The organism is Planctopirus sp. SH287, from assembly GCF_056500625.1.
This window is the reverse complement of sequence record NZ_CM151403.1, coordinates 3196993-3214870: the sequence shown is the minus strand read 5'-3', so window position 1 is coordinate 3214870 and position 17878 is coordinate 3196993. Positions and strand designations below refer to the sequence as shown.

14 protein-coding genes are annotated in these 17878 nt (G+C 52.3%); 6 read left to right on the top strand and 8 right to left on the bottom strand.

Annotation, left to right across the window (positions count from 1 at the left end):
- Nucleotides 1–31 precede the first annotated feature (31 nt).
- Both SH287x_RS11810 and SH287x_RS11805 read right to left on the bottom strand, forming a co-directional pair.
- Complete coding sequence (locus SH287x_RS11810; RefSeq protein WP_479514515.1) at nucleotides 32–475, bottom strand: hypothetical protein; 444 nt, start codon at nucleotides 473–475, stop codon at nucleotides 32–34.
- Between the two features lie 82 nt (nucleotides 476–557).
- On the bottom strand, nucleotides 558–1817 hold the full coding sequence (locus SH287x_RS11805; RefSeq protein WP_479514514.1) for a lactate racemase domain-containing protein: 1260 nt from the start codon (nucleotides 1815–1817) through the stop codon (nucleotides 558–560).
- A gap of 372 nt (nucleotides 1818–2189) precedes the next feature.
- Between SH287x_RS11805 and SH287x_RS11800 the strand changes: the two genes are divergently transcribed.
- The 3 genes from SH287x_RS11800 (at nucleotide 2190) to cysC (ending at nucleotide 4810) form a co-directional block, all read left to right on the top strand.
- Nucleotides 2190–2819: an RNA polymerase sigma factor gene (locus SH287x_RS11800; protein ID WP_479514513.1), complete on the top strand. Its 630-nt coding sequence runs from the start codon at nucleotides 2190–2192 to the stop codon at nucleotides 2817–2819.
- Nucleotides 2820–3154: 335 nt separating this feature from the next.
- Nucleotides 3155–3697: a PspA/IM30 family protein gene (locus SH287x_RS11795; RefSeq protein WP_479514512.1), complete on the top strand. Its 543-nt coding sequence runs from the start codon at nucleotides 3155–3157 to the stop codon at nucleotides 3695–3697.
- 501 nt (nucleotides 3698–4198) lie between these two features.
- Entirely contained in the window at nucleotides 4199–4810 is a 612-nt protein-coding gene (gene cysC / locus SH287x_RS11790) for an adenylyl-sulfate kinase (RefSeq protein ID WP_479514511.1), read from the top strand.
- A gap of 449 nt (nucleotides 4811–5259) precedes the next feature.
- On the opposite strand, the gene SH287x_RS11785 is transcribed toward cysC, so the two are convergent.
- The gene (locus tag SH287x_RS11785; protein WP_479514510.1) at nucleotides 5260–7071 is read right to left on the bottom strand and encodes an arylsulfatase; all 1812 of its coding nucleotides are present in this window, start codon (nucleotides 7069–7071) and stop codon (nucleotides 5260–5262) included.
- A gap of 25 nt (nucleotides 7072–7096) precedes the next feature.
- On the opposite strand from SH287x_RS11785, the gene SH287x_RS11780 reads away from it, so the two are divergent.
- Nucleotides 7097–7222, top strand: coding sequence for a hypothetical protein (locus SH287x_RS11780; RefSeq protein WP_479514509.1), 126 nt, complete (start codon nucleotides 7097–7099; stop codon nucleotides 7220–7222).
- 934 nt (nucleotides 7223–8156) lie between these two features.
- Here SH287x_RS11780 and SH287x_RS11775 read toward each other — a convergent pair.
- From SH287x_RS11775 to SH287x_RS11765, 3 genes are all read right to left on the bottom strand, one after another.
- On the bottom strand, nucleotides 8157–8654 hold the full coding sequence (locus tag SH287x_RS11775) for a hypothetical protein (RefSeq protein ID WP_479514508.1): 498 nt from the start codon (nucleotides 8652–8654) through the stop codon (nucleotides 8157–8159).
- Nucleotides 8655–8791: 137 nt separating this feature from the next.
- The gene (locus SH287x_RS11770) at nucleotides 8792–10066 is read right to left on the bottom strand and encodes a glycosyltransferase (RefSeq protein WP_479514507.1); all 1275 of its coding nucleotides are present in this window, start codon (nucleotides 10064–10066) and stop codon (nucleotides 8792–8794) included.
- Between the two features lie 112 nt (nucleotides 10067–10178).
- Complete coding sequence (locus SH287x_RS11765) at nucleotides 10179–11234, bottom strand: PA0069 family radical SAM protein (RefSeq protein WP_479514506.1); 1056 nt, start codon at nucleotides 11232–11234, stop codon at nucleotides 10179–10181.
- A 403-nt stretch (nucleotides 11235–11637) separates the two neighbouring features.
- On the opposite strand from SH287x_RS11765, the gene SH287x_RS11760 reads away from it, so the two are divergent.
- Nucleotides 11638–12501 carry a fumarylacetoacetate hydrolase family protein gene (locus SH287x_RS11760; protein ID WP_479514505.1) on the top strand — a complete coding sequence of 288 codons (864 nt, stop codon included), beginning with the start codon at nucleotides 11638–11640 and terminating at the stop codon, nucleotides 12499–12501.
- A gap of 138 nt (nucleotides 12502–12639) precedes the next feature.
- Here SH287x_RS11760 and SH287x_RS11755 read toward each other — a convergent pair whose 3' ends face one another.
- Entirely contained in the window at nucleotides 12640–13524 is an 885-nt protein-coding gene (locus SH287x_RS11755) for a tetratricopeptide repeat protein (RefSeq protein ID WP_479514504.1), read from the bottom strand.
- A gap of 542 nt (nucleotides 13525–14066) precedes the next feature.
- Between SH287x_RS11755 and SH287x_RS11750 the strand changes: the two genes are divergently transcribed.
- Complete coding sequence (locus tag SH287x_RS11750) at nucleotides 14067–15326, top strand: sulfate adenylyltransferase (protein ID WP_479514503.1); 1260 nt, start codon at nucleotides 14067–14069, stop codon at nucleotides 15324–15326.
- Between the two features lie 198 nt (nucleotides 15327–15524).
- On the opposite strand, the gene SH287x_RS11745 is transcribed toward SH287x_RS11750, so the two are convergent.
- The gene (locus SH287x_RS11745) at nucleotides 15525–17753 is read right to left on the bottom strand and encodes a hypothetical protein (RefSeq protein ID WP_479514502.1); all 2229 of its coding nucleotides are present in this window, start codon (nucleotides 17751–17753) and stop codon (nucleotides 15525–15527) included.
- Nucleotides 17754–17878 lie beyond the last annotated feature (125 nt).

The following is a 17878-nucleotide window of genomic DNA, read 5'->3' as shown; positions in this document are numbered from 1 at the left end:
CTTGTTTTATTATCACCTGTCATCGTCGAGATTAGGTTGTCTCATCATTGTCAGCAGGAGACGTTGTTCTCCTGGCACGATGGGCATCCACCTGCTTCTGTAAGGCTCTTTGCTGCTCTTTGACTTGTTCCAAGTCAAAATGAAGTATTGTGCGGGCTGAAAAATAGTCAGCCAACGCCAGCAAGCCAATCCATAACGCAATCAACAGCACGCCGATCCAGTAGATCGCCATCAACAAGGGTGAAGGTCGCTGCTCCATCCAGAGGTCGCCAGCAGGGATAAGCAACCCTTCCAGAATCACCAGCGCCGCAATCTGCATTCGCCTGCGGGCACGCTTGTAGGAGAGCCTTGACGCCTCGTGATCCGCTTCATTGGCTCCTCGAGATGCCTGAGATTGCGACCAGGCATGCACGAGAAATGCGGCACCAATCAATACCAGCAGCAATCCCACCGCCAGGGCCGGAATTCGAGACATACCTCTCCTCTCATTTCATGGGAAAGTCCACATTGAATCCGGCACAAGTTCCCCAGTAGGCAGTAAGCAGTTGGCAGTAGACTTAATCACTGGATGACTCTGATGAACTTGCCGTAACTTTACCGCGAACATACTGAGCACCCGCCAGCAGAATGCAGTCTTCGCTCCCTTCCAACAGGCGATCCACTTCGTTCAAATTCGCCAAAGGGTGGAGGAAGAGATCTTCAAGAACATCACCTTCCGGCCCGCCCAATAGATAAATGGTGGCAAAATCAATCGCTCGCAAGAGTTGGTCAATCGGGATTTCATCATCGGGTTGCACCATCCGCACCCGCTTGATCGCATCGCGCGGCTGCGTGCAGTCTCGAACCAGTTCCCAACCCGTCGTCAGCTCAACCGGGAGGTCAGTCAGAAGAATAATACGTCCCCCACGAGTCACCAGACGTTTTGCCGCCTGAGCAGCCCGGCTGACATCTTCCCAAAGACAGGGGCGACCATCACGTGAAGAAACACCAGCGATGACAGTTTCACAGCGTCGATCCACCTTGAGCAGCCAGTGATCACGAATCGCTTGACGAGCTAACCGATGGACGGCTTCGGGTTGTCCTGCCAAGACCTGCGAAACTCCCGTTCCGCCCGCTGCCGGGACGAACTCCAGCGAAAATTGCAGCCCCAGCATCATGGCCACTTCTTCGGCCAACTGACGAATGGGCCGTTCGTCATCACCTGAAAGTTCTTCGTGTCCGGCTTTGAATAGCCGCTGGATTGTCTCGGCATTCGTCAATGCGGGAAAAATAGCGTGGATGGCGCCGCAGATGCCCTGGACGGGATCCATTTCGATGGTGGATACGGGAATGATGAAGTCCGCATCCAATAGTGCGCGAGCGACGTAAATCCGCTCTCCGCCAAGGCTGGTTCCCAAATAGCCCGATGCCGCGGGATCACCGGGCTGATGGATCTGCCACACCACTTCCGTTCGTACATTTTCCGGCAGCAAGACACGTGGGTCGCGGGGAGGCTCCATTGGTGAAGGGGCGTCAATGAATGTCACATTCCCTGGAGAGACCCCGCGAGATGCGAAGACTTTCCAGAGTTCACTAGCCACTTCTGCGCGCCCGGCAAGCCGGTGGTTAAGTACCACCACCACGCGGTCGTCCGAAATAATCGCTTCAGCCAGAGCCGGGAAATCGCAGGGAGACTGGCATGCCGTGGCCACTGCTGCGGCAATGGAAGAAACCGCCTCCGGGCCACTGAGTCTCGCAACAAGAGCCTCTCGCGGTAATGGACAATCCCACTGGCCAGTTGCACCAAAAGTCACAGGCGATTGAACGTCAGATTGCACTTCAAAACTCACTCAGAACAATAATTCACCGAATTGATAAGACAAGCCACAAACGGTTGCCTGTTTTCCCGGATCCATGAAGGGTTCGACTTCATGAATCTGAGGGGGGAGATTTCTCCGGGAAACATCACATTTCACCACAAAACTCTGACTGATGACGATAGACAATTCTGGCCGGGAATCATACGCTGCGCGATATGGTTGACCGACAAAGCCTGCTATTCCAGCTGCCATTTCGGATAAGACTTCCCACAAGATCCCTTTGACAGAATGCCTCGGGTTCGTTCCTGATGTGCTGTCGAATTTCATCTGCTTTCACGTAAGAGTCCCTTTTCTCCGATGACTGCATCATTGCCGACTGATGACGAGCTGATGTTGGCCGTCCAAGCGGGCGAAGCAAGGGCGTTTAACCAGCTTGTTGCTCGCTATCAAGGCCCCTTGACGGGTTTCTTTCTCCGCCAGATCCATGATGTGCAATTAGCGGAAGATCTGACTCAGGAAACCCTGTTGCGGGTTTACAGCCAATCGTGGGACTACCTGCCTCGCGGGGCATTTCGTGGCTGGCTGTTCCGGATTGCCCGTAATCTGCTGGTTGATAACCTGCGTCGACGTTCCAGTGATGCCCTGGTTCATTCTGTTCAACCCCGGCAGGAAGAAGACGAGTATCTGAAGAACATCGTGGCTGAAATCGGTTCACCCGAGCAGACAGCCGATGTCCATGAAGTCGCCAGTCTGGTGGATGAATTTCTCAAAGAACTTCCGGAAGAACAGCGTCTGACCTTTGTTCTGCATCATTTCAGCGAACTGACGCTTCCCGAGGTCGCCATCTCATTGGAAGCGAATCTCCCGACTACAAAAAGCCGTTTGCGTCTGGCCAAAGAAAAACTCCGTCAAAAACTCCAGGCACGCGGGATTCTTCCGCCTGATGAAAGAGATTCGCCTGCCCCAGTGGATAAAGTGGATGAAGATGAGGCAAAGCCCTCTCCTTCGCCCACCCTCTGAACATTTGACACATACAGATTGAGGAGGCCAGCATCGCGCGATCTTTAAGAATTCCACTGCGACTCTGAAACATTTTTGTTACTCATGATCTCTCAGTGGGAAAATTGCGTTGTCTACCAGATCCACTCGGCATCAAACTTTTCTGAGGCTAGTGCATTGTCAAAGCTGAAAAGCAGGGTTGAACAGGTCGTCAAGTCCGACAACGGAGGACGTTGCGGCGACATCAACCCGAAGACAAAGCCGTGACACGGCTCTCTGAAAATTTGGTCTCAATAAATACACAGACCCGTTGATTGCTCGATTCACGGTCTATCATCAATGGAGCTTTGTCGACCATGAATTACTTCAGCCGCCTGACTGACATCGTGACCTGCAATCTGTCGCAACTTCTTTCTCAGGAAGAAGATCCAATACAAGCCCTGGAATTGATCGTTCAGGAAATGGATCAAGGGATTGCGGGAGCACGCCGCAGTGTGACGGCTGCCAATCTGGCGGTAGAGCGGATGAACCAGGAAATTACGGAACGCCGCGAGCAAGTCACCAGTTGGCAGAATCGGGCCAAGGCCGAATTAAAAGCAGGGCAAGAAGCCGCAGCGCGTCTTGCGCTTGCCCGAAAAGCCGAAGTTGAAGATTTAGTCGCTGGCTTAATTCAACAGCATCGGGCGGCCATCAACACGTTCGAGCAGCTTCAGACGACTGAACGGGCACTGGAATCCAAGAAATCTGAGGCAACTCGCAAACTTGCCAGCCTGAAGTCGGGTGAAATCGAACAGTCGATTGAAAATCTCTTAATCTCTCCCGAATCATGTCACGAACAGGAACGAAATCAACGCATTGACGCCGACCTTGATGCCCTGCGCCGAGAACTCTTCGCCTAGCGCATCTCGTTTCAGTTAAACATGTTACGGAGCTTCACCCTGCTGACACGAAGTGGAGAAATGGTCGAGAACCACTCCTTTGGCGAGCGGCACCCCAGATCTTGAGTCGCAACCGCGCCGGCACTTAGTGTGACCAAAATCAACGATCGAGGTTCTACTTCCATCCGCAATCCACTTCGCCTAACATCTGCGATGTGTGATGTCTGAATGCGTTGAAACGAATGTGCCGAGAATCTCTCAATCGGCTTCTGCATGACTTGGCACGCCTCTGACAGTGAATTCTCTCGGTGACTGTTTGATACCGTCCACGGTAAAAAATGTGACATGCCTCCTCGCAAGGATCAGAGGCTGTTGATAAATTTTTTCCACCATGGGCAGTGCCAGTTGTCATCAGTAGCGGAATGCCTGTCGTGATGTCTCTTGCCAGTCTGAGGTCAAAGAGTTTTTGGCATCAGACAGCGCGAACCATAACTGTTTCTGTCAACCTGGAAAGTCGGATCGATGACCGAGCAAAAAGCAACGAATGTCACTTGGCACGAAAACAAAGTTACTCGCGCTGAGCGAGAAAAACTCAAAGGCCACAAGGGAGCCGTTCTGTGGTTCACCGGCCTTTCGGCTTGCGGTAAGAGCACCATCGCCAACGAAGTCGATTATCTGCTCAACCAAAAAGGATTTCACACCATCGTTCTCGACGGTGACAACATCCGCATGGGGCTGAACAAGAACCTTGGCTTCTCGGCAGATGACCGCGCCGAAAACATTCGTCGTATTGGCGAAGTGTCCAAGTTGTTCGCCACTTCCGGCACACTGGTTGGCACTGCCTTCATTTCTCCTTACAAGGCTGACCGCGATAAAGTTCGCGCTATCCTTGCTCCTGGCGAATTTATTGAAATCTATGTCAACGCATCGCTCGAAACCTGCGAAAAGCGAGATCCCAAGGGGCTTTATAAGAAGGCTCGTGCTGGCGAATTGAAGAACTTCACCGGGATCGACGATCCTTACGAAGCTCCAGAAAAGCCAGAACTTGTTCTCGATTCCGACAACAAGGGCATCGCAGAACTCGCTCAGGAAGTCGTCGCTCACCTCGAAGCGAACGGTTACCTCAAGGCTTAATTGAACAACCGGATTCAGCCGCGGGCGTGATCAATCAGGTCACGCCCTGCAAGACTCCAACGCCCGGTACGCTGTTAAAGCTGCCGGGCGTTTTTTTGTGCGCCGAGCATGTTTCTCAGCTTGAGGGTGTGAGTCCCTTATCCAACCTGATGGAGGTCAAAGATTAGCGAAGTGTAAGAAAGGGCTGCTGCGAGGCACATACCTGAAAGAAGCATGAGACAAACACGCCAACCGATGGATTGGGAGATCTGGTATATTTCGCTGGCGCTTCATGCTCACTACATAGATACATAAATACTGCTTATCGATAGACGGATGGTTGAAGATGTTCGTTTTGTGAAACGTTTTTTGTGACTGACGTGACCCAGGCGTGCAATGCCACGCCTGGGTCACGCTGCCAAGAGCGATCTCCGGGAAATGCAATCAGCCCGCCACCCTATAGCGGTTGACTACTTTTTCTCCATTTCCCGACGAAGGATTGGGAAATGTGACTCCAGCTTTCGTCCAGCCTTAATTGTCTTGAGTTTTTCTTCCATCAAATTGGCCGGATTAAAACTGGGAGGAAATGAGCGTGGTGGGAATTCATCAAAGGTATCAATGAATGTAAAGACCTCGTTCATCATTCCGTAAGCAGAGCCCACATGGTTGAGATTCCAGTCCCAATAGGTATTGGATGTGATGTCGGCTCTTTCGTAGGGGTCTTGCATCAGGTTGAAGATTTTTTGCAGCCGAAGAGTTGTAAATGGCTCGGCCCAGACTCCCATTGTTCCTTCTTTTCGCTGTTCCGAGAAGACATATTTATAGCTTCCCTGCCGCATGCCTACGAGCAGGCCATCGTCATCTGTATAGAAGAATTTATCTCGAGCACTTTTGACGCCATTATTTTTTCCGGCTGTTCCTTCGTATTTTGTGAGAAATGTCGACTGGTCGCAGCCATCGAGATGAACTTTGTAGGAACGTCCGTTCGCTTCATAACCTTTTTTGCACTTGTTAACGATATCAGGTTCACCGGCAATTGAGCAGAGTGTGGGAATCCAGTCATTGTGACTCATCAGCTCATTGGTAACTGTTCCCCCTCTAATTTTTCCAGGCCAGCGAACCAGGCAGGGGACACGAAATGCACCTTCCCAATTGGTGTTTTTTTCTGAGCGAAAGGGCGTCATGGCTCCATCAGGCCAGGTATTCATGTGAGGGCCATTGTCAGTTGTGTACAGAACAATGGTGTTGTCGGCTATCCCCATGTCATCTAATGCGTTGAGTAGTGATCCAATCGTATCGTCATGTTCGATCATGCCGTCTATATATTCACTATCTCCATGTTTGTATTTTCCGCGATGTTCAGTTCTGACGTGGGTTCGCAGATGCATTCGTGTCGAGTTAAACCAGCAGAAGAATGGCTTTCCTGATTTCTGTTGGCGTTTCATGAAATCAATAGCAGCAGTTGAGGTTTCATCGTCAATGGTTTCCATTCGTTTTTTTGTGAGTGGCCCGCTGTCTTTAATAATTTGCTTGCCAACTTTGCCAAAACGTGGATCAACGGTTGGATCATCAACGTCGGTCGCGAGACATTTAAGGACACCGCGTGGCCCAAACTTTGCCAGATAGGCGGGATCCTTCGGGTAGTCAGGGAGTTCTGGTTCTTCTTCTGCATTCAGGTGATAAAGATTGCCAAAGAACTCATCGAATCCATTGACTGTAGGGAGCGTCTCGTTTCGATCTCCCACATGGTTTTTGCCAAACTGGCCTGTTGAGTAACCCTGATTCTTGAGCAACCCACCTATGGTAGGATCAAGTTGGCTCATTCCCATTGGAGCACCAGGAAAACCGACTTTCGTTAAACCTGTGCGTATTCCATGCTGTCCGGTAAGAAAGGCTGCGCGACCTGCAGTGCAGGATTGCTCGCCATAATAATGCAAAAAACGAATTCCATCTTTGGCAATTCGATCGATGTTGGGTGTCTCATATCCCATGACTCCATCGCTGTAACAACTGAGATTGGAGATACCGATATCATCACCAAACAGCACAAGAATATTGGGTAAGTCACTTTTGGCTGGTTTTGTCTGGGTTACTTGGGAAGTCTCCTGAGCGTTTAACACAGAGCCGAATTCTCTGATTTCAAGTGGCCAGCAGCACAAAACACCACAGACAATCAGAGATGATAAGGCGGGGATTATTCGCGAGCGCATGATGTGACTCTCAAAAAGAACTTGGTCGCCAGCAGACCAATGAATTTGGCCATATCGCTTCGACAGGTTCACATCATCCTACGGACTCGTTCTGAGAATGTCATTTTTTTTCGGCCCTCTGATCTGCCTGTTACCGACTTCTGAACTCGCTCAGGAAGTCGTCGCTCATCTCGAAGCGAACGGTTACCTCAAGTGCATTGTCAAAGTTGAAAAGCAGGGGTGAACAGCTTGTAAAGTCCGACAACGGAGGACGTTGCGGCGACATCAACCCTAAGAGCCTGACAATAAACCTCATTGGGGAGTTAAAAACACTAAAGCATCCAAACGCTCGGGCAGGTATTTTGTCAGACTCTAAGACAAAGCCGTGACACGGCTCAAGGCTTAATTGAACAACCGGATTCAGCCGCGGGCGTGATCAATCAGGTCACGCCCTGCAAGGACTCCAACGCCCGGCACGCTATAAAAGCTGCCGGGCGTTTTTTTGTTGTGTCAGTCAATGACAAGGTTACCCATCTTCGTGCTGCCTGTGTGCCGCAGGGGCAAGGGGTTACGGTACTGGAGAGCGAGTCATCTCCGTTCCTCACTCTCAATCAGAACGAATCAAGACTACCCCTTGCGTCCCCATGCGGGGTTTGGGACGGCGTATATGGCCAGTTGTTGATTCACGTTTGGGTCTTACGCCGCCAGGGCGATAGTTCTCGTTGGGGTTGATTGATTGACTCCTCTCCCATTCCGATGGGAGAGGCTGGGTGAGGGCGAGCCAAAGCTGAAATAGCGATCATTACATTTGCTATGCGAATAGATGCCCAGGCACACTTTTATATTGAGAAAGCCATTGGAAAATCCCTCACCCGGCACTGCGTGCCACCCTCTCCCGCCTTCGCGAGCGAGGGTTCCCCCTTGCGGGGTTTGGGGCGGCGTATGAAGTCGGTTGTTAATTCACGTTTGGGTCTTACGCCGCCAGAGTGGTGATGTTTAGTGATTGGTGAGGTGGGTTACAGGATATATGTAGAGTTGGTGCATTGCGCTGCGTTTCATGCACCCTACGTAAGACTATACAGACACATAAGCCCTGCTTGTCTGTAGATATCCGGGGTGTTGCTCATAAAGTCGGAGTAAGAGACGCTAGACGTTCGGCTCGCTCGTAGAACATATTTCTACTGCTTACGAAAGCATGAAAAATAGTATTTCTCCTCCGAACATTGTGGTATGAAACCATTGGCTATTGCCATGTCAACTAGCTTTTGACCATTCTGGTGGCGCTTTTCTTTGGGTACAAAAATATCGTGCTTTAATCTTATCCCTAATACATACATCGCCTCCATATTTCCATTTGCTGCCGCCAACTCAAGATATTTCCAAGATGTGCCGAAATCATGAATTGCCGGCCAGATGATCCTGTTTTGAACCAAGTCGGGATAGGACTCAATCCATTTCGCATAGCCAAGTTGGCATTCCGCGTTTCCGCTGTTGGCATATTGACGGAGTATCCATCCTTGCGCCCAGAGTGGCGCAATAGGTGCAATGTACAATAGCAGTGAAAGTACGACCAGCATGAATCGAGAATGCGTCGTCAGCCTGTTAGCAAGCAGACTGAACACAGCTATTCCGATACATACAAAGATCATCACGATTGGAAGAAAGCTTACAGGCATTTAGCACGTTTTTTTCTGACAGTGATGAAATCGTTTTCTGTATCGCAAGCAGGCGGTCTTGAGTGGCATGTCAAAACTGGGGCTGGCATTCTTTCTCGATCACAACGCGTCATCTCAGTGGCGATTGACAATCTTTATCAGGTTGTTCGTGAAATGGCCCAATCCTCGAGGGCTTTTGCCGCTGTGATAACGCCATTTTCCTGTCGGATCTGCTCGCCGACTTTCTTGGCTCTTTCAAAGTAACCCGGTGAATTGAGGATTGATTCCATCAGTCGGGTCGCCCGATCAAGAGTGTATTGCCGGCGGGGGAGCCAATGGCCAACGCCCATGCGGGTAATCCGCGTCGCATTGTCTGGCTGATCGTGCGAGAACGGCACCACCAGCATCGGACGACCCGCGCGGAGGGCTTGTCCTGTTGTGCCAATGCCTCCCTGATGAATCGTCATCAGGCCGCGAGGCAACAAAGCGGCATAAGGAGCATAGTCAATCACCAGATGTGCGGCATCGAGATTATTCGGAATATTTTTTGCGAGCGGCCCGACAAGAAAAATGGCCCGACGCTTTAACCGCCGACTGACTTCCAGACTGATTTCATAAAAGTCTCCAGCCGTTCTGACAGCCGCTGAACCCAAGGTGAAAATCAGTGGCCGCTCCCCGGCATTCAGAAACGCTTCAATGTGTTCGGGAAGCTCACCCGAGTGACCTTCATCATGGAATGGGAAACCTGTTTGCGCTGTCTTGGCAGGCCAGTCACGCTGAGGCGCCGAGAAATGAGGCGAGAAAAGCGCCAGCACTAATTCGGTGGATTTCAGGTTGATTAAAACGGGATTTTCTCGCGAATAAGGCAATCCCAATTCCCTCCGCAACTGCTGGTATTCTCCCAGCCAGCCATTGACCATGTGATGAACCACCCAGCGGGTCGACTGCACACCCCAAGGCCCCATTTGATAGATCCAGTTGAATGGCCATGGCATGGGGAGCACAGGACGGTCATAGGCTGAAAAAAATGAAGCCGGGGCAATTGCCACCGACGACATGGGAATCCCTTTGACCTCCGACACCAGTTTTGTGGCTAATGTCAGCGGATGAGAGACAAAGGCATCACAGCCTGCCGATGCCGCCAATGTGGATTCATACATCGAACGAAGGTGCGGGAGCATCCATTCCTGAATGACATATTTGGTTCCCGTTCGCTCGTTCATGGCCTTGGCCATGATCTCGACATCACGTTCAGGGTCGGGAAGATCTGGCCCGATGGGCACGAACTCCATCCCAAATTGTGTGACACGCTCCTGATAGCCGGGAGATGTGGCCAGCACCACCTCATGTCCTCGTTGACGAAGCTGATGCCCGATCGCCAGATAAGGATGCAGGTCTCCTAAGGAACCCAGTGTGGTCAACAAGAATCGCATAACAGCCTCGAACCAGCGAAATGATTTCTCAACTCCCTGACATTAATCGATTGAGCAATCGTTCGCCGTGGCCTGAAGGGCCGGCAATAAAACATTCTTTGCCTTGATCCCGTCAAAACAATCGTAATTGGCCGCTTCGAGGGACGGCAGGTTCAAATTGGCTGGAATCAAGTGGAGGGAGATCAGTGAAGCCGAATTTCTGGCGAAAGAGGCTAAACATGGATTTGATCTGCTCGGCGATCTCGCCAGTGCCGATCATCCGCTTGCCCCAGGTGGAGTCGTTCAACTTGCCGTCTCGTGTCTGGCGAACAAGACCTTCCACTTTCTCTGCCTTGAGAGGTTGAGTCCGATGAAGCCACTCCAGAAAGACAGGTTCGACCGTCAGCGGTAAACGGAGCAGAGTGTAGCGTGCGTCGCTCGCTCCCGCTTCACTTGCGGCTTTCATCACTGCCGGGGCTTCGTGATCGTTCAAACCGGGAATAATCGGAGCCACCATCACCCTCACTGGCACTCCCGCTTTCGCCAGCATCTCAATGGCTCGAAGACGAGCGGAAGGAATGCTGGTTCTGGGTTCCATGACCCGTGCCAGTTCTGGATCAAGAGTGGTGATCGAGAGATTGACATGGGCCAGACGCTGGGACGCCATTTCCGACAGCACATGGATATCCCGCAGGACGAGGGCATTTTTCGTGATGATACTGATCGGGAGATGGCATGCATTGGCCACTTCGAGGCACTGGCGAGTCAGTCGAAACTCTCTTTCTGCCGGCTGGTAGCAATCAGTCACGCCTGAAAAAATTACAGGTTCCGGCGACCAGCGATCACGAGAAAGAAAATCCCGGAACAAGGCCGGGGCATCGTGTTTGACGAAGATTTTTGTTTCAAAATCCAGGCCCGCATTCAGCCCCAGGTATTCGTGATATGGCCTGGCATAACAATAGCTGCAAGCATGAATACAGCCTCGGTAAGGGTTGACGCTGTATCGGAAAGGGATGTCTGACGAGTCGTTCTCAACGACGATCGACTTTGACGTATCAGCCAGGTACTGGAGAGGCCGGTTCTCGTATTGCCGGCGGTACTCTTCGTCCCATTCCAGATGCTCAAAATCTGGCACGGAATGTGTCTTATCGAACCGATTCGGAGGATCGAGCTTTGATCCATGCCGCATGACTTTGACTCCTTTCTCTCGTCGAGCATGGCATTATGTATAGTTCCCCGGCAGTCAAAAATCGAGTCCATCGCGATTCAGGAACGCTTGAGTCGCCGCTTTTACTCAAACGGAATAGAAATTCCGCCAGCTTCCCCCCGCAGTTCAGAGAAATCCCGCACGATCTTGTGAACAGCCAGCGGCGAGATTACGTTTGTCAGGAGGTGTGCTTGACGTCATGGATCAACAACGATGAAGTCATGCGGGAATCGGCCATGAGTGAGACGTGTGGCTTTCTCCGGTAGCAATGACGTGATCGATCCCTCGTTTCTTGCCACAGGCTGTTTCAGGCTCACTCACTCATGGATTTGAACCCATGAATTTGAACATCTGAGAATCTGACCTCTGGGAACCGGAGTGCAACATGAAATTGGGCATGGTCGAAACCGAAGTGGGATCGCGGGTTGTCGCTCTGAATCTCGAGGGTCAGTATGTCGACCTGTTAGCCCTGGACGCTCAGATCGCACCGACCTTATTGGGAATCCTTGAAGATCCCGAGGGTTTGGCGCGCGTGGCGAGCGCCTTGATCACCGGTTGGACAAAAGGCCCTTTTATTGAAGGGCGGTTATTGGCCCCGATCACCCGTTGCGGGAAAGTGATCTGCATCGGTCTTAATTACCGGGCACACGCGATTGAGACGGGAGCAGAAATCCCTTCGGAACCCGTCGTTTTCAATAAGTTTCCCAGCGCCATCATTGGCCCGGAAGAGGCCATTGAACTCCCCTCGGTTTCAAAACAGGTCGATTATGAAGCCGAACTGGTCGTCGTCATTGGGAAGAGGGGCAAGCAGATCCCTAAGGCAAAAGCCTTTGAAATGATTGCCGGGTACATGTGCGGCAACGACGTTTCAGCCAGAGACTGGCAAAAGGGGCGTCCTGGCGGGCAATGGTTGCTTGGCAAGACTCCCGATAAATTTGCCCCTGTCGGCCCCTGGTTTGTGACAGCCGATGAAGTGGGCGACCCGCATGATCTGGCCATCACCTGCCGTCTCAATGGCGAAACGATGCAGCAATCTCGAACCAATGACCTGATTTTTGGAATCGATGAACTGATTGCTCACGTCTCATTGATGGTCACGCTGGAACCGGGAGATCTCATTTTCACAGGAACTCCCTCTGGCGTGGGAGTTGCCAGAACACCGCCAGTCTTTATGAAAGATGGCGATATCGTTGAAGTTGAGATTGAAGGGCTGGGGATCCTCAAAAATCCCGTCACAGTGAGCCATTGAGCATTGTAAGAGCCACTGAGCATTGCACCAAAATCCTTCTCCCTGAGGGAGAAAGTGGCCGCAGGCGGGAGAGGGAGTCTTCTCGGAGGCTCTCAGTACTTACATTGACCACACACCATGAGCGGGAAGATTCTCTGTTTATTGTGGCGGAGTGAAGCCTGCCGGTTGGACATTGGCCACATCACGGGCGAGCGACTCATTATTGACGAGCACTTTATCCGGTGATTCAGCAGACAGAAGTTGAGCCAGCGTCGTGGCGCCACGGTGCCCGGGTTGGATCGCCAACGACTTTTGCAAACTGGCCATGGCATGACTGCCACTGCCAGCATGGAACTGAGCCTGGGCCAACTGATACCAGTCATCAGCTGAGGATTCCCGTTCAGCAATCGCCTGTTCCAGTCTTTGGCACGCATCGTCCCAGCGCTGATGGGCCGCATAGGCCAATCCCAGTTGCCACTCTGCCTCCCGTTGCTGAGGAAGCGTGGCATAAGGATTCTGCATCACGCTACGGAGAATGGGACTGGCTCGATCAGCCTGTCCACGCTCAATCTGCACGCGAGCCATCGCAACTTTAGACGCAATATCGTCAGGCCAGAGATCGCCAATCGATCGGTACATTTCCACTGCGGAGTCGAACTCTCGTTGCTTTTCATAAATCTGTCCCAGCAGCATCCGGGCCGCAACGGACTGTGAGTCTCGGAGTAACGCCGATTCAGCAGACAGGCGGGCTTCATCAATCTGACCAAGCTCCAGATAACACTGCCCCAGACAGACTGCCGGCTGAGGATCACCAGAAAACTGTTCTGCCAGCTCCCGATACGCCACGATGGCTGATTGTTGATGCCCGCTTTCCCAAAGAATCTTCGCTTTCATTTCGCGAGTTGACGCATTTTTGGGATTTGTTTTTTCAATTTCTTTGATGAGTGACGCGGAATGATGAAGGTCACCTTGATCGCGAAGAGCCTCTGCATCGCGACAGAGCTGTTCACAGCGATGATCGTGGTTCGCCACCTGGCGCTGCATCCATGTACACCCGGTCAGGGCCAGAGTGCAGGAGAAAAGAGAAAGTGACGCCAACAGCTTCCGGCAGATTCTGCGGTTCTTCCGTCGCCTGCATGTCAGGGAAGCCAGGCCCATAGCACTCTTCTCAGGGGAAAATCCATTTTCTTCGAGGAAAGACACCAACGGGAAGAATTGAGCAACTCTCCAAATTGACTGTTCACTGAATACCACATCGGCGATTTTCAAGGGAAGACCGAAGTGATTTTCGAGCCAATGGCTCATGTTTGATCGCTTATTTTTCAGCAAATCTTCAGGATTTCCGCCCACTGAAGCGTCACACTTGATTTGACAGGTTGAGCAAAGAGCTTGGGCAGCCTGACAAACTGCGGACAAGTTCAGAATTCTGTCCGGAAAAAGCGACAGCGTTACGACCTCTGGCTGGAAATGTCAGCACAACTTGATCTTTCAGAATAGTCCCCCTATTGTTCGCCGGAAGTAGTCACCAGCGGATTTTCCGACTGACGCACCCGTCCACTTCCTTTCTCTCAGGATTCCAGGTCATTATGGCTGATTTGATTCCTCCCCATGGAGGATTGTCCGAACCGGTCAATCTTACCGTTGCAGACAGTGACATCGAAGCGTTCAAGGCAGAAGCCGCTGGCTTGCCCAAGGTTCCCGTCTCGGCGGCCGACCTTTCGACGGTCTATCGCCTTGCCGACGGGACACTCTCCCCTCTGACTGGCCCCATGGACAGTGCGGTATACCACCGTGTGCTTGATGAAGCGGTGATTGAAAACAATGGCAAAAAATACGCCTGGACAATTCCCCTCGCGTTTCCTGTCACGGCGGAATTGGCCAAAACCATCAAGGCTGGCGACAAAGTCGCTCTGACAGCCCCGGATGGTTCCGCAGTTGCCATCGTTGAATTGACTGATGTCTATGCCTGGCCAAAGCTTAAGTATCTCCAGAAAGTTTATCGCACCGACCGCATCGATCATGCCGGTGCCGATATGGTTCTGAAGGGCGATGCTGACAAGTCCCATCTGATCGGTGGCAAACTGCGAGCACTCCCTCAGCCTAAGAACCCCGCGTTCGGCAAATACGTTCTGACGCCACGCGAAGTCCGCAAACTGCTGGCCGAAAAGGGCTGGGACGCTGTTGTCGCCTTCCAGACTCGCAACCCGCTGCACCGTGCCCATGAATACGCACTCGTTTACGGCCTCGAAACGTTGATCGGCGGCGGCAAGAACGCCGGCGCTGTCCTCAACCCGCTCATTGGTGAAACCAAGGGTGACGACGTCAACGCCGAGATTCGGATGTCGACCTATGAAGCGCTGATTCAGCAGCGTCAACTGGGTGATGGCGACAGCGACGCCACTCTGTGGAAGAGCCGAAACGAATCCGTGCCTGATCGCGTGATCCTGCTCGGTCTCGACATCAAGATGTTCTACGGCGGCCCCAGCGAAGCGGTTATGCACGGGATTTACCGTCAGAATATGGGTTACACCCATATCGTCATCGGCCGTAAGCACGCCGATGTGCCTTACGCCAACGGCGAAGCGATCTGGGGTGATTTCGATGCCCAGGAAATCTTCAACAAGCTCGGCGGTGAACTGCTGATTCAACCTGTCAAGGTCGGCTTTGCAGCATTCTATGAGTCGATCGGGCGCGTTGACCTCACCGAACGTCATGCTGGCGAAAAGCCCGTTTCGATCAGTGGCAAGGACATCCGCACCACCCTCCAGAAGGGGGACATGGTCGATCCCCGGATTATGCGCCCCAGCACCTCCGAGATTCTCGCCAAGGCGATGAAGATCGCGTAATTCATGCCAGGTGCATGTCAATTTAATAAATAAAGGCTGTCGCGAGTTTCTCCCGGCAGCCTTTATTTATTAGCCACTTACATTAATGACGTATGAATACGGCATCTCTCTCAGTTGCTGCGTTCTGGAGGCGTAAAACCCCAAACTTTTCAGGGCAAATGATGCCCACACACCGCCACAATTAACCCGGAAACGGGTTTAGTTCAGAGACGGCAAAGCGGGAAGAGGGTACTTCTCCAGTTGGTCGGCATTGGCACGTGGCGAATTGATGCGGCTACCACGAAGAGTCTCGACAGCCCACTTGAGTTGACCATCAGGCAGATCTTCTAATGAAGCGAACAGTCGCTTTTCATCAATCCCTGTGACCGCCCATCCATAGCGCTGCACATGAGTCAGCAGGTTGTTTGTAGAAATCACCCGCAAATTTTCAGGCAAGCTGGAATTTGTTATCAGCTCGATCAGTCGTGTCTGTACATCACGAGAAGGGATGGCCATCAACGCCTGCTGTGCCGCAGGTCCGAGTTTGCCATCATCCACCAAAGCCATCAGTGGTGCCTGGATGTGCTCCATGTCAACACGATTGATTTGGTTGGTCTTAGCGAGATAGCCCAGCCAGGCTAACGCATCAGCACGCATTTGCTGGTGTTCTTCCGGTGTCAGTGCCGAGGCAGTAAACCGTGTCAGAAAATCACGCGACTGGGTCTGAAAAGATTCTGTGGTGGATGATTCTGCCACGTAAGCGATGGGAGGGTAATCACGAATCAAACGAGCAACCGCGCCCCGTGAAGACTCAGGGCCATACAGCAGGATTGGAAGGGCTGCCGTCCGCGCATCAGCACGGAAATTGGCCAGAGTCTGCGATAAATCCCAGCGAGCGATATTGATATGGATGACCAGCAGAGCCGTTTGATTCGAGGCGACAGCCGTCTTGAATCCCTGTTGACCGGTCTCGACACGAACCGCGTCATATCCCATCTCGGCAAGAAAGCCCGCCAAGGCTGTCCCGCGGGTATCGTCGGCATCCATAATCACAGCCAGTGGCTCTGTTCCAGAAACCAGGCTTCTTGCCAGAACGTTGACGATCTGATGGGACAGTGTGCCAAAATTCTTGGGAGCCAGCTCCATAATCGCAGTAGCCGCAGCGAACTGCACACGGACATCAGGATAATTCAAAGCTGCCGCTAACGGCGACTTGAGAGTCCCTGTTGTCTGGAGGGCGATTTCCGAACGCTGATCGACGATGGCGTCAATGACTTTGACCGCCGTGGCAGGCTGCCGCACAAGCAATGCCTCTGTCAGTACAGAAGAGAGCAATTCAGGGCTGAGCGACCGCAACATCTGCGCCGTCTGTGCCGCAGGATGACCCACGGCTGATTCATAGGACAGATAACTGGTTAAATACAAACGCTGTGCCTCCCGGCGTTCCGGACTGATTCCCAGAACCGCACGAGCCGTTTTGGTCGCGAGAAAACTTGACGCAATCTCGGGCGATAGTTCTCTGCTCACCACCAGATTCTGCTGAGGATCATAGGCCCAAACCGTCACTTGCCCATCATCATGAACGTCCAGAGGGCCTTGCCCCTTCAGGTAGTCGACCGTTCTTTGCTCAAGTTCTTTCAGCGCCACGACATCGGAAAGGCGATCAGCGCGGTCAGGATTCCCATAAAGAATTCGTCCAATCGCTTGACCCGCGGCGGTCTTCTCAGAGGGCGATGATTTTTTTGCAAATGCGATCGCATAAAGATCGAGAACAGCAGCTTGGGCATTAAGGTAACCCAAGGCATCAATCACACGCAGGCGGGTGGATTCATCAGGAATGCCAAGCCCCGCACGCAATGGATCAATGGCCATATTCCCCAGACGGGTCACCGCAAAGACCAGCAAGTCCTGTTCGGCAATGTCTTTGGTTGTTTGCAATCGTTGCAGGATCGGGCCGACGACAGCAGAACCAATACTGCGCATCTCGGTAATCGCAAGCTCGCGTTGAACGGGAGTCCCACCCAACTGATCGATCAGTTTTCCAATAAACTCGGGATTAGCAGCTTGCTCTCGGGCGGCAACAACCAGTTGTTCCTGAAGCCGAGTCGAGAGAGGACGCAGTTCTTTAATCTGAGCCAGCTTGAGAAATGACCCGGTGCCGTGCTTCTCACGCAATTCCAGCAGCAGTTCCGGGGAAGGAGATCCTTCCATGAACTTTTCGAGGTATTGCCGGGCCAGATCCAGACGTCCCAGGTCAACCATCAACAAGACGACGGAAAACTCTTCCGCCGGTGTCGCAGGGGGAGTCAGCAACGGGTTGGCATCATCCAAAAGACCGACGTTCCGGGGCGCTGTGCCATTGGCTTCTTGAGCCATAGCAATAACAGAGCTTGACCCGATCAGGCCAGCAAGAACCATCAGCAGCATAATTCGCACTGCGAACAACATCGGCAGCAGCTCCGGGCATTCTAACAACCGCGAGACACGCCCCTCCCTGGATCGCCTCAAGAATCCGAGCGCACTGCGCTCGTAACGATTCCTGCCGATAGTAAGGTTCCGGAGAAGGGAGTCGC

Excerpts from the sequence above, each read along its gene's own strand:
- SH287x_RS11810 (WP_479514515.1), bottom strand. The coding sequence starts at position 475 with ATGTCTCGAATTCCGGCCCTGGCGGTGGGATTGCTGCTGGTATTGATT.
- SH287x_RS11800 (WP_479514513.1), top strand. The coding sequence starts at position 2,190 with ATGTTGGCCGTCCAAGCGGGCGAAGCAAGGGCGTTTAACCAGCTTGTT.
- SH287x_RS11795 (WP_479514512.1), top strand. The coding sequence starts at position 3,155 with ATGAATTACTTCAGCCGCCTGACTGACATCGTGACCTGCAATCTGTCG.
- cysC (WP_479514511.1), top strand. The coding sequence starts at position 4,199 with ATGACCGAGCAAAAAGCAACGAATGTCACTTGGCACGAAAACAAAGTT.
- SH287x_RS11780 (WP_479514509.1), top strand. The coding sequence starts at position 7,097 with ATGTCATTTTTTTTCGGCCCTCTGATCTGCCTGTTACCGACTTCTGAA.
- SH287x_RS11775 (WP_479514508.1), bottom strand. The coding sequence starts at position 8,654 with ATGCCTGTAAGCTTTCTTCCAATCGTGATGATCTTTGTATGTATCGGA.
- SH287x_RS11770 (WP_479514507.1), bottom strand. The coding sequence starts at position 10,066 with ATGCGATTCTTGTTGACCACACTGGGTTCCTTAGGAGACCTGCATCCT.
- SH287x_RS11765 (WP_479514506.1), bottom strand. The coding sequence starts at position 11,234 with ATGCGGCATGGATCAAAGCTCGATCCTCCGAATCGGTTCGATAAGACA.
- SH287x_RS11760 (WP_479514505.1), top strand. The coding sequence starts at position 11,638 with ATGAAATTGGGCATGGTCGAAACCGAAGTGGGATCGCGGGTTGTCGCT.
- SH287x_RS11755 (WP_479514504.1), bottom strand. The coding sequence starts at position 13,524 with ATGCAGCGCCAGGTGGCGAACCACGATCATCGCTGTGAACAGCTCTGT.
- SH287x_RS11750 (WP_479514503.1), top strand. The coding sequence starts at position 14,067 with ATGGCTGATTTGATTCCTCCCCATGGAGGATTGTCCGAACCGGTCAAT.
- SH287x_RS11745 (WP_479514502.1), bottom strand. The coding sequence starts at position 17,753 with ATGTTGTTCGCAGTGCGAATTATGCTGCTGATGGTTCTTGCTGGCCTG.